Genomic DNA, 12,954 nt, shown 5'->3' with positions numbered 1-12,954 from the left:
GTGACCTGTGCAGCATATGCGCCGCTAGAGGTTGTGATCATGCGCGCTGGCCCGGTGGCGCATGTGAAGGCAGGCGGCTTCGTCGCTATGGTTTCTTCCTGGCACGCGCTAAGGGCAGCCGCGTTGGCTAGTTCCCCGCACAGGAGGCTCCATCTGTCGCGCACATCACGTCATCGATCCAGGTGACATATCGCGAGATGCGCACGTTGTAGACCATTTGCCCATAGAAGCCAGCCTCTAGCGCGTGTTCCGGAACGGCCGTGATCCACGATCCCAGCCCGATGAGTCGCCAAGCGCCCCGACCTTGCACAACGAGGGGGCCGCCGCTGTCACCGCTTCCCAACACACCTTCGAGTGGCAGGCCTTGTGCGGGGGGATCGAATCGATACCAGAGATAGCGGTCGTTGGCGCCAGTAATGGCGTTGTACGCCCGCCTCAGCGCGCCACGATGTGGAGAGTTGGGAATCTGCCCTTCAATGCCATTGCCGGTCGCCCCCTTTCCTACAAACATGGCGACTTCCGTGACCTCATCGCTGCCTCGATAGAGAGCGACCGGTGCAACTTGCTCGACAGGCGCGTCCAACGCGATCAACGCGATGTCATCCGAACTTGCCAGAAAGGCGTGAATTCTTGACGGGTCGCCCGACTTCAACGCTTCTTGGCCCAATGCGTCGGGCATGCGCTTGTAGCCGGGGTGGACGAATACCCGAGCAACTTTGTAGGCATTCCCGTTGATGGCCACCTCCGCGTCCATGCCTTCCATGGGAGCCGCGTGTGCGGCGGTGATGACCCACTTTGGCGCGATGAGGACGCCATGCCCCTCGCCTGGCATGTCCGCCAGAGCCGGAAACGCCGATTGATCGATTCGATATTTTGAGTCGTCAACATCGGCACGGACGACAACGCCCTGCGCCGCGAACGAAAGGGTGAGCAAAGCGACAAACAGCCAGCGTTTCATGTACCCGCACTTCCTTGTAGGTCTTGATCTGGGGCCCATCTGCAACGCGTTTGTAGATCCCGCCACAAGATAGCTGAGCAGGCGCACGAGAGGGCACGCGATCTGACGAAGTGAGCTGGGGGGCGACGAAGTCCGGGAAACGATGCCTGAAGCCGATAGCAGTCGTTAACTCCGCCGCCCAGTCCTTCATCCGTACTGGTCCCCTGCCATCCGACCTATTGACTACAGCTGTCGTCACGCTTACGGTAGCGACAACTGTAGTCAAGGAGAGCGGCATGCGTGGCAAGACCATCGGGGACCAGGAGCTGGCCCTGCTGCAACACATCGAAGAACAACGGCACACGAGCGTTGGCGAAGTGGCGGCCGCGTTCGGTGAGCCGCGCGGGCTGGCGCGCTCGACCGTGCTGACCATGATGGAGCGGCTGCGCGCCAAGGGTTTTTTGCGCCGTAAGCAGGTGGATGGCATGTACCGCTACAGCGCCACCGCCGGCCAGGACGACGTGGTGCGTGGCGCGGTGGGGCAGTTCGTGGAGAAGACCTTGCAGGGCTCGGTGTCGCCGTTCGTGGCGTGGATGTCGCAGCGCGCCGAGGTCAGCGATAGCGAACTGGCCGAGCTCGAAGCACTGGTCGCCAAGCTGCAATCGCAGCGCAAGGAGGATTAAGCCATGTCTCCACTGATCGAATCGCTGTTATGGAAACTTGGCGCCACCAGCGTGCAGACCGCGGTGCTGGCGTTGGCGGTGTGGGCGCTGTGCCGCAGCGTGCGGCGACTGCCCGCCACCACGCAGACCTGGCTGTGGTGGCTGGTGGGAGTGCAGGCGGTGGTCGGCCTGCTGTGGAACGCGCCGCTGCAGTTGCCGGTGTTGCCCGCATCCACGTCCACGCCTGCCTTGATTGCCGGCAATAGCCTTGCGCCGATGGTGATGGCCAATGCCACTGCATCCGGTGCCAGCGCGGTGGCCAGCGCGGGCGCCGCAGACGTGCTGCAGGGAGCAACCGGCCCGTCCTGGGCGCTGTGGCTGGCCGCGCTGTGGGTTGCCGGCGTTGCCGTGATGTCGCTCGGCACACTGCGCGCATACCGACGCAGCCGCGCCCTGGTCCGCGCTGCCGCACCGTGTACCGATCGTGCGCTGGTCGCCGCACTGCGCATGGCCGCAGAGGCACATGGCCTGTCGCAGCCGCCGGACATACGGCTGTCGCAGCAGATCGCCTCGCCGCAGTTGATCGGCCCCTGGCGACCGGTGTTGCTGCTGCCCGCCGCACGCCTGCCGCACATGGCCGACGACGATCTGGACATGGCGCTGACGCATGAACTGATCCACCTGCGTCGGCGCGATCTGTGGTGGGGCTTGCTGCCGTCGCTGGCCCAGCACCTGTTCTTCTTCCACCCGCTGGTGCATCTGGCAGCGCGCGAATACGCCACTGCCCGCGAGGCCGCCTGCGATGCCGCGGTGGTCGCAGGCCACCGTCATTGCCGCCACGACTATGGCCAGCTGTTGCTGCAACTGGGCGTGGCACCGCGCCCGCATGGCGGCGTGGCCAGCGCCTCGCCGTCCTTCCTCAGCCTCAAACGGAGATTGCTCATGTTGCAGAACCCGACCTCGTTCCCGCGGTTTGGCGCGGCCCTGATCCTGGGCGCGGTGGCCATCACCGGCGTGCTGCCGCTGCGCCTGGTGGCGATGCCCGCCGCGCCGGCTGCTGCTGCCGCATCAGCGGCCGCACCCGCCAAGCCAGCTACCGGCGTGTCCAGCACCGTGGCACCGGCCACCGCCGCCGCTGCAGCCGCACCGGCAAACGCCGCCACACCGGCTGCAGCGGCGTCATCCACCAGCCAGACGTTCACCACCACCTCCACGCACGGCCAGATCAACCTGTCGCATGACCCCGACCGCGATGCCTACGTGCTGCTGCAGGGCAACGACAGCGTCATGAATGGTTCGGTGGACGATCTCAAGCATGTGCGTCGTCTGGCCGGCAAGGATGGCCAGCTGATGTGGTTCCGCAAGGATGGCAAGCAGTACGTCGTGCGCGATCCCGACACCTTCAAGCGCCTGAATGCGGTGTATGCGCCCATCACCAAATTGGGCCAGGCGCAGGGCGCGCTGGGCGAGCGCCAGGGCGAGCTCGGCGAGCAGCAGGGCGAGTTGGGTGCGCAGATGGGTGAGCTGGGTGCACGTGCTGCCGACGCGGCCGCAAAGCACGTCAATGCATCCTTGCTCGACACGGATGCGCGCACACAGCAGGCCGCCGAGCGTGCGGCGCGGGAAGCAGAACGCGCAGTACGTCAGGCCGAACAGGCCATGCAGCGCAGCGGCGCCCAACAGCGGATGCAGGCGCTGGCCAGGCAGCAGGCGGCGCTCGCCACCGAGCAGGCAGATCTGGCCAGCCAGCAGGCCGCCGCCAGCGTCCGTGCCGACAAGGAAGCCCAACGCATCATGCGCGAGGCGATCGCACAGGGGCTGGCCACGCAGATCGACGGCTGATCGCCGCAGGCCGCTGCTCGCCGAGGTTGTGCAGCACGTGCAGGCGGCGAGCAGGCGATGACGTATCGGGCGGTGGTGTCGTGTGGCAGCCTGGCGGATGACGACTGCCGTCTCTGAAGCAGAGCGGCGATCAGCCGCTGCGCAGCGCCAGGTACTCACTCGCCAGACGAAGGCGGTCGTGTTGCAGGGTGGCTGCGCCACCGCGTTGCAGCAGGCATCGCCGGTCAAGCCGTCAGACCTCCCCGAGCGCAGGGTGGCCGCATCGGTCAACGACACGCAGCGCGCAGTCGTCAGGAGGGCAGGCTGCGCCCCATCGGCATCGCTCCATGATCGCGCGGCCGCGCCACCATCGATGACGGCCTGTGTATCAGGGCGTCTCCAGCAGCGGAATCACCTCGCGGTCCTGCGCGTCCACCGCCACCAGGCGCTGCATCAGCAGCGACAGGGTCACCACGTCCTGATGATTGTGCTCGGCCACGCGGCGCAGGTTGCGCGCGCTGCCGCCGCGCAGGTAACTCAACCAGGCGGCCGGGGCTTCGGAGCCGGGCAGGTCGTCCTCGCGCACCACGCGCAGCAGTTGCCGTTCGATGGTGGCCAGCTTGCAGTTCTCCCAGGTACCGCGATAGCGGCGACGGGTGGGGAACAGCAGGTCCACATGGTCCAGCGCGGAGATCGGGTCGCCACGGCGCGCCAGCCGGTAGCGCGTCTTCAACAACGGCGCGTCGTAGCAGCGGCCGTTGTAGCTGGACAATACCGTCTGCGGCGACAGCCAGCTGCGGAACAGGTCCAGCATCGCGCTTTCGGCCGCCATCGTGGACATCATCAGCTGGCGCACGCGCAGCCCGCTGCCCTGCGCATCGTCGATGTGCCAATCGGCCACGCCGATCATGAAGGCGCGCGTGCCGGTGCCGCCGGCCAGGCCGGTGGTTTCGGTGTCGAAGAACAGCAGATCCATCGGGTCCACCGCGTCCTCGCGTTTGGCGAACGCCAATGACAAGGCTTCGTGCGGAATCGGCTGCGGCAGAAAGGCTTCGATCAGATGCAGGCCGGGCGCGATCTCGTTGCCCGGTAGATGCCGATCGGTGGAGGCAGCACGCACGGGCACATGCGCCGACACCGCACGCTCGCGCAAACCGATCATCTTGCGCAGGCCGGCAATATCGGTGCGTCGCTGCGGTGCCGGGATGGAGGCGGGGACAGCAGGTGTCGCGGGTACTGCCGGCACGCGCGCTGCCGCGTCGGCCGGCTTATGGCGCACATCGTGGTCCACCCAGGCAAACGCCGAGGTATCGCGCGCAGGCGGTGCCGCAACCGGCGCCTGCAAGGCGCGGCGCGTCATGGCCGGTGCGATGTCCTGCGTGTGCGGGGCCTGCGCCGTGTCTGCGGCGGCTGCCTGTACATGCCGTGCAGTGTCGGCGCGCACTGCCGGGCGCCAGCCGGGCGAGGCGGCACCCGGCGCAGGCTGACGTTGCGCCCGCGTGGGCATCACCGCATCGTCCTTGCGCGGCGCAGGTGTCATGCCACCCACCTGACGACGCAGCAAGCGCAGGCGTTCTGCGCTGACGCCAGGGCCGTTGGCAGGCACTGGCGTTGCCGGGTCTTGCGGCGGCGCTGCCGCTGCAGCCATCGCGGTGGTGGCGCCCGTGCGCGCGCTGCCTGCAACGGTGCTCACGCTGACCGCATCACCCGGCCTACGCGTGACCACCGCGGAGCGCAGCGGCTGCGCAGACGAACGCGCGGCGTCGTCGCTCGCCACCGCGGAGGCTTCATCGTCCAGGCCGCCGCGCGCGCTTGTCGGTGCAGCGCAGGGCGGCGCGAGGCCGCTGCGCCCTGCACCCTGCAACCGCGATGCACCCATTCCCGCCGGCGCGGCATCCTCGGCAGGAACGCGCTGCGCGCCTTGCCGTGCCGTCGCCTGCGGCGCGCCACGCGCGCCGGCACCGGGGTGCGATGGCGACACGCCGCCCACACCGTCGCCACCCGCATCCATCGCAGGCAGCGGCTCCACGCCCTGCGCAGCCGCCACCGGCGCTCGCACCTCGGCGTGCCCGGCCTGGCGCCGCAACAGCCGCAGCCGGTCCGCACTCACACTCATGCAAGCACGTCCAGCGCCAGGTCCTCGTCCACCTGGGTGGCGTGGCGCAACGGCGCATCCGCATCGAACAGCAGCGCCAGCACGGTCAACGCCAATGACTTGGGCGACTCGCCCTTGCCTTCTTCATGCGCGGCCAGCACCGGGCCCACGCAGGCCGGGCAGCCGGCGCTGCAGTCGCACCGCCGCACCAGCTCGTCGGCGCGCTGCAGCAGCTCGGCCTGGCGCAGCCACAGCGGCTCGCTCAGGCCCACGCCGCCGGGGAAGTTGTCGTACAGGTACACGGTGGGCACGAACGCCTGCTGCAATTCCACCGCACCTTCTTCGCCTTCGTCCACGCCACGCAGTTGCCCGCGCCCGGTCTGGTCGGCTACCGCAAACCAGGCGCCGTCGCCATTGCCCACCGCCTTTTGCAGGTCGCGCGCATCGGCCATCACCGCCACCGTGGCCACCACGTGCAAGGCGTAGGCCGCACCCAGGAAACCATCCAGCGCATCCTGTTTGGACGCGAACGCCTTGCCCAGCGTGGCCTGCGGCAGCTGCCACCACACCGCGGTGGTGTGCAGTTCCTGGTCGGGCAGGTTGACCGGGCCGTAGCCGATGTTCTCGTGCGTGTAGTAGCGGATCTTCTTGTAGCCGGACACGCGCCGCACCACATGCACCTCGCCATGGTGCGAATCGCCGCGCCCGGCCACGCCGCCGTCGAAGCGGTCCAGCACCTTGAGCTTGGTGTAGTCGATGCTGTCGGTGTAGTAGTCCACGTGGGTGCGGGTGACATAGGCCTTGCGGCCTTCCCAGTCCAGCCGCTCCACCTGGTACGGCGTGCTCTGCACCATGTGGATGGCGCCTTCGTACAAGGTCAGCGCAGCGGCCGAGTAATCCACCTCGGCAATGATCTGCTGCTTGCCGTCGCTCTTGTCCACCACCACGAAGTTGCCGTCGGCCACCGAGCGCAGGCTCACCGCATTGGCCGGGTAGCTGTCGGCGATCCACTCCCAGCGGTCGCCTTCCTGGTGGATCACCTCGCTCTCGGCCAATGCTTCCAGGAACACCAGCGGGTCGATCGGCCCGAACGGCTCGCTGGCAATGAACGGCAGCTCAAACGCCGCGCAGCGGATGTGGTCGAACAGGATCAGCGGCTGGTCCGGCGCGATGCGCGCGTGCTCGGGCGAGGCATCGGCAAAGAAATCCGGATGCCGCACCACGTACTGGTCCAGCGGCTGCGAGCTGGCCACCAGCACGCCCAGCGCCGGCTGCTGGCGCCGCCCGGCGCGGCCGAAGCGCTGCCAGGTCGCCGCCACGCTGCCGGGGTAGCCGTTGAGGATCACCACATCCAGCGCGCCGATATCCACGCCCAGCTCCAGCGCCGAGGTGGAGACGATGCCGTCGATGTTGCCCGCGCGCATCGCGCGCTCCACCTCGCGCCGCTCGGTGGGCAGGTAGCCGCCGCGGTACGCACGGATGCGTGGCGGCTTGCGCGGGTCGTGGTCGAAGATGTCCTTCAGGTACTTGGTCAGCACTTCCACCATCAGCCGCGTCTGCGCGAACACCAGCGTCTTCAGCCCGCTCTTGATCGCGATGCGCGCGATGCGGTTGCTCTGCGAGCGTGCCGACGCGCGCAGGCCCAGGTCCGCATTGACCACCGGCGGGTTCCACAGCAGCACGTGCTTGTCGCCGGTGGGCGCGCCGGACTCGGTGATCGCATGCACCTGTTCCTCGATCAAGGCCTGCGCGTGCGCATGCGGGTTGCCGATGGTGGCCGAGCACAGGATGAACTGCGGGTTGGCACCATAGAACGCGCAGATGCGCTTGAGCCGGCGCAGCACGTTGGTGACGTGGCTGCCGAACACCCCGCGGTAGGTGTGGATCTCGTCGATCACCACATAGCGCAGGTTCTCGAAGAACTGCGCCCACTTGGTGTGATGCGGCAGGATCGCCTGGTGCAGCATGTCCGGGTTGCTCACCACGATGTCGCCATGCAGGCGGATCGCCTGGCGCGCATCGCCCGGCGTGTCGCCGTCGAAGGTGAAGGCCTTCACCCCCAGCGCGCCGGCGCGGTTCAACTCCAGCAACTCGGCCACCTGGTCCTGCGCCAGCGCCTTGGTCGGGAACAGGTACAGCGCCTTGGCGCCGGAGGTCATCGCCGCGCTCACCACCGGCAACGTGTAGCACAGCGACTTGCCCGAGGCGGTGGGCGTCACGATCGCCACATGCTCGCCGCGCTGGGTGGCCGCCCAGGCGTCGGCCTGGTGGCTGTAGAGCCGGTCGATGCCGCGCGCGCGCAAGGCGTCGGCCAGCGCGGCCGGCACGTCGGCGGGAATCGGCGCATAGCGGCCCTCGCGCCCGGGCAGGGTGAAGCTGCCGGTGATGCGGTCGTGGTAACGCCGTTCCAGGCGCTCGGTGAGCAATGCGCCATCGCGGCTGGGCCGGCCATCGGTGGTGGCCAGCGCGCGTTCGGCGGTTTCGGTGCGGGGAGCGAGGGCGAACGGAGGCATACGGCGGCTCCCAAAGAGGGGCATGAGACAGGGGAGGTGTCTCAGGGTATGAGACCAGCGCCGAACCGGCGAGCCTGCGTCACTGAGCGGATTCAGCAAGCCGGGTATTCTGTTGCCCCCGCCGCGTCGCCGTTGCCCTGCACGCCGCGGCCCCACTCCCCTCTCGAAGAACCGCCGTGCCCGTGTCCCCCAGCCTCACCGCTCCGCACTACAAGACCCGCTCCGCCCGCCGTGCCGATGTGATCGTGCATGCGGCCGGCCTGTTCCTGGCCATTGTCGGCGGCGCCTGGATGGTCTGGCGCGCCCATGCCAGCCAGACCATGCTGCTGGCCACCTGCGTGTACGCGCTGGGCCTGCTGGTGATGTTCGGCTGCTCGGCCGCCTACAACTTCGCCCCGCCGCAGCGCCAGCCGATGCTGCGCAAGTTCGACCACGCCGGCATCTTCGTGATGATTGCCGGCTCCTACACGCCGTTCCTGCTGGTCGCCCTGGACGGCACCTGGCGCTGGGCGATGATCCTGGGCGTGTGGGGCGTGGCCCTGTTCGGCGTGTTCGCCAAGCTGTTCCTGCCCGGCATCGCCAAGGGCTTCTGGGTCGTGATCTACCTGCTGCTGGGCTGGGCCGGCATCGTGGTGATCAAGCCGCTGGTCGCCGGCCTGGACAGCACCGTACTCTGGCTGATCGCCGCCGGCGGCGCGTTCTACACCGTGGGCGTCGCCTTCTACGTGCGCAAGTCGCTGGTCTACAACCGCGCCATCTGGCACGCCCACGTGCTGGGCGGCGCATTGTCGCACTGGTGCGCCATCTGGTTGTGCCTGCGGCCGTTGGGTGGGGTGTAGCGCGCTGTCGATGTCGTTGCGCCGTCGCGTATGCCCTAGCTCGGTAGCATCGACACGTCATGGATCTATTGATCGCCTGGCGACGTCGGCTTCCAATCAGAGCGCGCAGGTACGAGGGCAAGGATCAGCACCTCGTCGCCGTCGCGTGTGTAGATCAAGAGATATCTGCCGTCCTGGCAGGTGTACAAACGCGTTCCCGGCAGTGGCCCAGAGTGATAGGTGGCGGCACCATCCAGCGCGTCGCCCTCGGTTTCGATCCGGTCGTCCTGTTCACATGCGGCAAAATAAATCTGCGGGTCGGAGATTTCGATCGCGCGCGCCAATGCTGAGGCGAGCAATGCGGTGCGCGCATCCAGCGCGCTCTGCTTCCAGGCCACGCTCACGCACGCGTGTCCTTTACAGCCAGGGCTGCCTCAAGCGCCGCACGTTGTTGCGTTTTGAGCGTCTCCATCTGCTGCCTGGCCTGCGCGCTGGAGAGCGCGGGGCGGGGGTCGGCCAGGGCATGCTCGGTCTGGGTGCGTAGCGACACCGCATAGCGTGCGTCCAACTCCTTGACCTTCATCGCCTCGGAGCGGTCAGGCCGGCGCTTCGCATTGCCGCCCTCGGCGTCCCACTGCGCAGCGTCCACGTGAAGCACGTCCAATGGCATGCCCATCTCGCGCAATACCTTCAACGCACTTTCGAAGCTGCCAAACCGGCGCGGCGCATTCGCCTTGGTGGCCAGCACACGGGTCTGGTTATGGGTCTGCAACCGCACGGTCCAGGCACCGGCTTCCCCGATGACTGATGCCTGCCTGACCGCACTGGCGTCGACCAGGGCGCGTGCGGTCGCCAGCTTGACCAGATTCGTCACGACGCTATCCAATTAATGATTAGGTGGAAGCCAATTTATCATTGATTAGGGGCGCCAGTTAAGGGTTGTCAGTCAGGCTCACGCCCTACAACTTGGTCTTCAACACCGCCTCGAACGCCGCGTCCGGCGCGATGCTGTCGGAGAGCACGATCACCGAATGCAGCGTGCCCCGGGCCTGCACGTTGTATTCGAAGCCCACCGGCTTGCCATTGTGGCTGAACACCTCGATCTCGCTGTACTCGCCGAGCCGGCCTTCGTAACTTTCGCGCTCGAACCCGCGCTCGTCGGCAACGTTGCCGGCGGCGGTACGTGCGCCCTCCCACACCGCGTCCTCGTAGGTGATCGGCTGCAGCAGGCTGACCAGCTGGGTCGCGCACGCGCTGGTGCTGGTCACGCCATAGCCATCGACCTCGCCCATCAAGGGAATCTTGCGGACGTTGCGCTTGGGCGTGGCGGCGACCGTGCAGCCAAGCTGCTGCAGATCGGCAAGGGTGAAGTGCTCGGACTCCGGGCGCGGTGCGCTGGGGGTGGCCGTGCCACCGCCATCGCAGGCAGACAGCAGGCCCAGCAGTGTGAGCGGCAGGAAGGTGCGTAGGGAAACGTACGACAACGGTGACGTCCTTGTAGGGGAAAAAGGTGCGCGTGGCGCGTGGCCACGCCGCATGTGAGCGCAGGCGGCGGGCGTGGAGTATCCGCTGCCTTGCCGCATCGCACCAGGCGCGGTGCGGCCGGCCGATGTGCGGCAGCGTGGCGACGCGCGCGCGCTCACGTTGTTACCGGGCGGCCTGTGCAGGTGTCGGTGCGGATTATCGCGTGGGCGCGATCACACCCTGGCAAGCGATGCATGGCGCCTGCGCGCGGCAGGCCGCAACCGCCGTGCGCATGTAACGCTTGCCCGTGCACGTCGGTCATGCGCGTCTTGGCGCGCAGGCAATGGTGCGATGACTGTACTCACCGCACCGGCGACTGCATCCCGGCCCCGAAGCCCTGCGTGGGAAACCCCGCCTGCACCGGCGCACGCCGCTGCACCCACATGTCGCCCATCATCCGGTCCAGCCCGCGGTCCAGGCCGGTGACCAGCCCCGCACCCGGGGTAAAGGTCAGCTCGCCGAAATAGATCTGCCCGTGCTGGATATACCAGTCCACCCGCACGTAATCGAAGTCGCTTGCCAGCAGCTTGCTCAGTTCCAGCGCCTGTTCCAGCAACGCCGGCGCGCAGGGCGGTGCGCGCCCGTCGTCGCGGATGCGGTGAAAGGCCTCGTGCAGGTTGCCGACAAAGAAGGTCATGCCCAGCTTCGGCGTGTCGAAGCGCCCGTAGATCACCTGCAGCACGTACTGAAAACTGCCGTCCACCTGCCGGAACATGTGGAACTTGTAGTCCACCGGCACCTGCTGCGCATCGCCGATGTACCGCTCCACCAGGATCCGCGGCGGAATACCGCGGTAATGGATCTCGCGCACCATGTCGGAGAAGTCGGTGCGCAGCCACTGGCCGCAGCGCTCGATGATGCGGCGCTTCTGCTGTGCATCCGGCTCATCGCGCACCACCTCCACCATCGCCGCGCCGTGGTTGGCCTTGATCACGGTCTGTCCCCACTGCGGCAGACCCAACAGCTCCTGCGGGTCGGTGCAGTCCAGCAACAGCGGGATCAGATGCGCCTCACCGATCCTGGCCGCCACATACGGGCGCACCGCAAACTTGTCCGCCAGCCGCTGGTACAGCGGGTAATCGCCGTGCACGCACTTGCGGTAGAGGATCTTCTCGTTGAAGCACTTGGGCGCATACAGGTCCGGCAGCCGCCCGAACGTATGCAGGTAATACAGCCGGTCCTGGTGCCGCCAGGGCAGGGTGCGCAGCAGGCCGCGCGCACCCTTGCGCAGCAGGCGCTTGAGGCTGACGGCGTCGGTGGCTGGCGCAGTTGCGCCAGGCAACGCGGCCGGGCGCGCGTCGCCTGCAAACCTTGTCAACGCCGGAATCAGCGCAGCCCAGGGCTCACCTACCGCAGCGGTCGCTCCCAGCTGCTGCGCCTGCAGCCCCATCCTGTTGTCGGCCATCGCCAGATCCTTCTTCTCTTAGTCAAGTGAGACACAGGTCACAAATAAGTGTGACTCCAGTCACGATATACTGGAAAAGTAAGATGAGGGTTGCGAAACGTCTCAAGCGGACCGATTTCGCAAAGATCAGGGCGCTCCCGGGCCGAAAGGCGGGGTTGAAGGCCGCTGTCGCGTCCGCTTTGCTGCACTGCGCGCAGGCCAGGGCGCGCATCCACGGCCGGTTGCCGCTTCCGCAAGCGCCGTGCAGACCGCCGGTCCGAGCCGCAGGCCGAGGCCATGGGATTCAGGTGGCGGCGCACGCGCTCCATCGCGATTGGGACAGGTGACGAGGCCAGGCGTTATGCGTTGAATGCCAGCGCAGGCTCGCAACCAAGGCACGCAGTCGCATCGCGGCCCAGGATCGAGCAACATCAAGCGATACCACTGCAGCCCGCAACGGATGGCCCATGCACGTCAAGAAGATCCTGTCCCTGGCAGCGCTGTGCCTTGCGCTTGCCGCCTGCGGAAAAACAGACCAACCCGCGCAAACCGATGAGACGCCGACATCTGCGCTGGCGGCATCCAGCCCCGCCACTGCCCAAGGCAACGCCGCCGCACTGCCGCCCGACCAGGCGGCCACCAACAAGCCACCTTCGGTAAGCCAGCAGGCAAGGCGCTATCTCTGCCCGCAGGGCCCCAATGCCTGCCCGGCCGGTGGGCCGTTGATCGCCAATTCGGATGCTGAAGCGCAGTGGCTGTTGCGCCACGGCTACCCGACGGCACACGAACTGGCCCGGTTGGAAACGCTGGGCCTGGACCAGCTCAAGGCCGAGTCCCAGGCAGGCAACCAGGCCGCAACGGTGATCTACGGCAAAAAGACCGCACTGGCGGGCCGTTTCCATCAGGGCATCGGCATCCTGCGGCGGGCCGCAGTGGCGGGGAACCTGTATGCGTACTACGGGCTGTCGGACGTGTACGTCAGCGACACCGCAAACAAGAACCTGGTCGACAGCCTTGCCTACCTGCGCCTGGCCTACCTGCTGGGCGATGCAAAAGCCTCGGCCGTCATCGCATCGCGTGGGTTGAGCGGTATCGAAAACGTCGTTGCCGACGAGCGTGCCGCGTCACTGCACAAGACGTTTTCCAGGTACCAACGTCCCTCGCCACGACCGCTGGAATAACCTCTATCAACGTCAAAGG

Annotated in this window: 11 protein-coding genes; 4 read left to right on the top strand and 7 right to left on the bottom strand. The window is 67.3% G+C overall.

Annotated elements, in window-relative coordinates; translation table 11 throughout:
- Positions 1-127: 127 nt before the first annotated feature.
- Positions 128-958, bottom strand: a complete 831-nt coding sequence (locus XaplCFBP3123_RS18330; protein ID WP_104535328.1) for a S1 family peptidase — start codon at positions 956-958, stop codon at positions 128-130.
- Between the two features lie 275 nt (positions 959-1,233).
- Between XaplCFBP3123_RS18330 and XaplCFBP3123_RS18325 the strand changes: the two genes are divergently transcribed.
- The gene (locus tag XaplCFBP3123_RS18325; protein WP_104535327.1) at positions 1,234-1,620 is read left to right on the top strand and encodes a BlaI/MecI/CopY family transcriptional regulator; all 387 of its coding nucleotides are present in this window, start codon (positions 1,234-1,236) and stop codon (positions 1,618-1,620) included.
- A gap of 3 nt (positions 1,621-1,623) precedes the next feature.
- Positions 1,624-3,441 (top strand): M56 family metallopeptidase, encoded by a 1,818-nt coding sequence (locus XaplCFBP3123_RS18320; protein ID WP_104535326.1) that lies wholly within the window; start codon positions 1,624-1,626, stop codon positions 3,439-3,441.
- 367 nt (positions 3,442-3,808) lie between these two features.
- Here XaplCFBP3123_RS18320 and XaplCFBP3123_RS18315 read toward each other — a convergent pair whose 3' ends face one another.
- Both XaplCFBP3123_RS18315 and XaplCFBP3123_RS18310 read right to left on the bottom strand, forming a co-directional pair.
- On the bottom strand, positions 3,809-5,299 hold the full coding sequence (locus XaplCFBP3123_RS18315; protein ID WP_104535415.1) for a ribonuclease H-like domain-containing protein: 1,491 nt from the start codon (positions 5,297-5,299) through the stop codon (positions 3,809-3,811).
- Positions 5,300-5,532: 233 nt separating this feature from the next.
- Positions 5,533-8,028, bottom strand: coding sequence for a DEAD/DEAH box helicase (locus XaplCFBP3123_RS18310; RefSeq protein WP_172453362.1), 2,496 nt, complete (start codon positions 8,026-8,028; stop codon positions 5,533-5,535).
- 176 nt (positions 8,029-8,204) lie between these two features.
- Here XaplCFBP3123_RS18310 and trhA point away from each other — a divergent pair, with 176 nt between their 5' ends.
- Complete coding sequence (trhA, locus tag XaplCFBP3123_RS18305; protein WP_172453361.1) at positions 8,205-8,867, top strand: PAQR family membrane homeostasis protein TrhA; 663 nt, start codon at positions 8,205-8,207, stop codon at positions 8,865-8,867.
- Positions 8,868-8,932: 65 nt separating this feature from the next.
- Here trhA and XaplCFBP3123_RS18300 read toward each other — a convergent pair whose 3' ends face one another.
- The 4 genes from XaplCFBP3123_RS18300 to XaplCFBP3123_RS18285 form a co-directional block, all read right to left on the bottom strand.
- Positions 8,933-9,250: a plasmid stabilization protein gene (locus XaplCFBP3123_RS18300; protein ID WP_104535324.1), complete on the bottom strand. Its 318-nt coding sequence runs from the start codon at positions 9,248-9,250 to the stop codon at positions 8,933-8,935.
- On the bottom strand, positions 9,247-9,720 hold the full coding sequence (locus XaplCFBP3123_RS18295; RefSeq protein WP_253254251.1) for a hypothetical protein: 474 nt from the start codon (positions 9,718-9,720) through the stop codon (positions 9,247-9,249). The genes XaplCFBP3123_RS18300 and XaplCFBP3123_RS18295 overlap by 4 nt, the downstream gene beginning before the upstream one ends.
- Before the next feature lie 85 nt (positions 9,721-9,805).
- Complete coding sequence (locus tag XaplCFBP3123_RS18290) at positions 9,806-10,330, bottom strand: hypothetical protein (RefSeq protein ID WP_104535323.1); 525 nt, start codon at positions 10,328-10,330, stop codon at positions 9,806-9,808.
- Positions 10,331-10,671: 341 nt separating this feature from the next.
- Positions 10,672-11,760, bottom strand: a complete 1,089-nt coding sequence (locus XaplCFBP3123_RS18285) for an ATP-grasp fold amidoligase family protein (RefSeq protein WP_104535412.1) — start codon at positions 11,758-11,760, stop codon at positions 10,672-10,674.
- Positions 11,761-12,221: 461 nt separating this feature from the next.
- On the opposite strand from XaplCFBP3123_RS18285, the gene XaplCFBP3123_RS18275 reads away from it, so the two are divergent.
- On the top strand, positions 12,222-12,935 hold the full coding sequence (locus XaplCFBP3123_RS18275) for a hypothetical protein (protein ID WP_104535321.1): 714 nt from the start codon (positions 12,222-12,224) through the stop codon (positions 12,933-12,935).
- The last annotated feature ends 19 nt before the right edge of the window (positions 12,936-12,954 follow it).

This window comes from Xanthomonas arboricola pv. populi, assembly GCF_002939945.1.
GTDB lineage: Bacteria > Pseudomonadota > Gammaproteobacteria > Xanthomonadales > Xanthomonadaceae > Xanthomonas > Xanthomonas arboricola_A.
The sequence above is the reverse complement of the archived record's forward strand: the minus strand, read 5'-3'. Positions and strand labels throughout refer to the sequence as shown.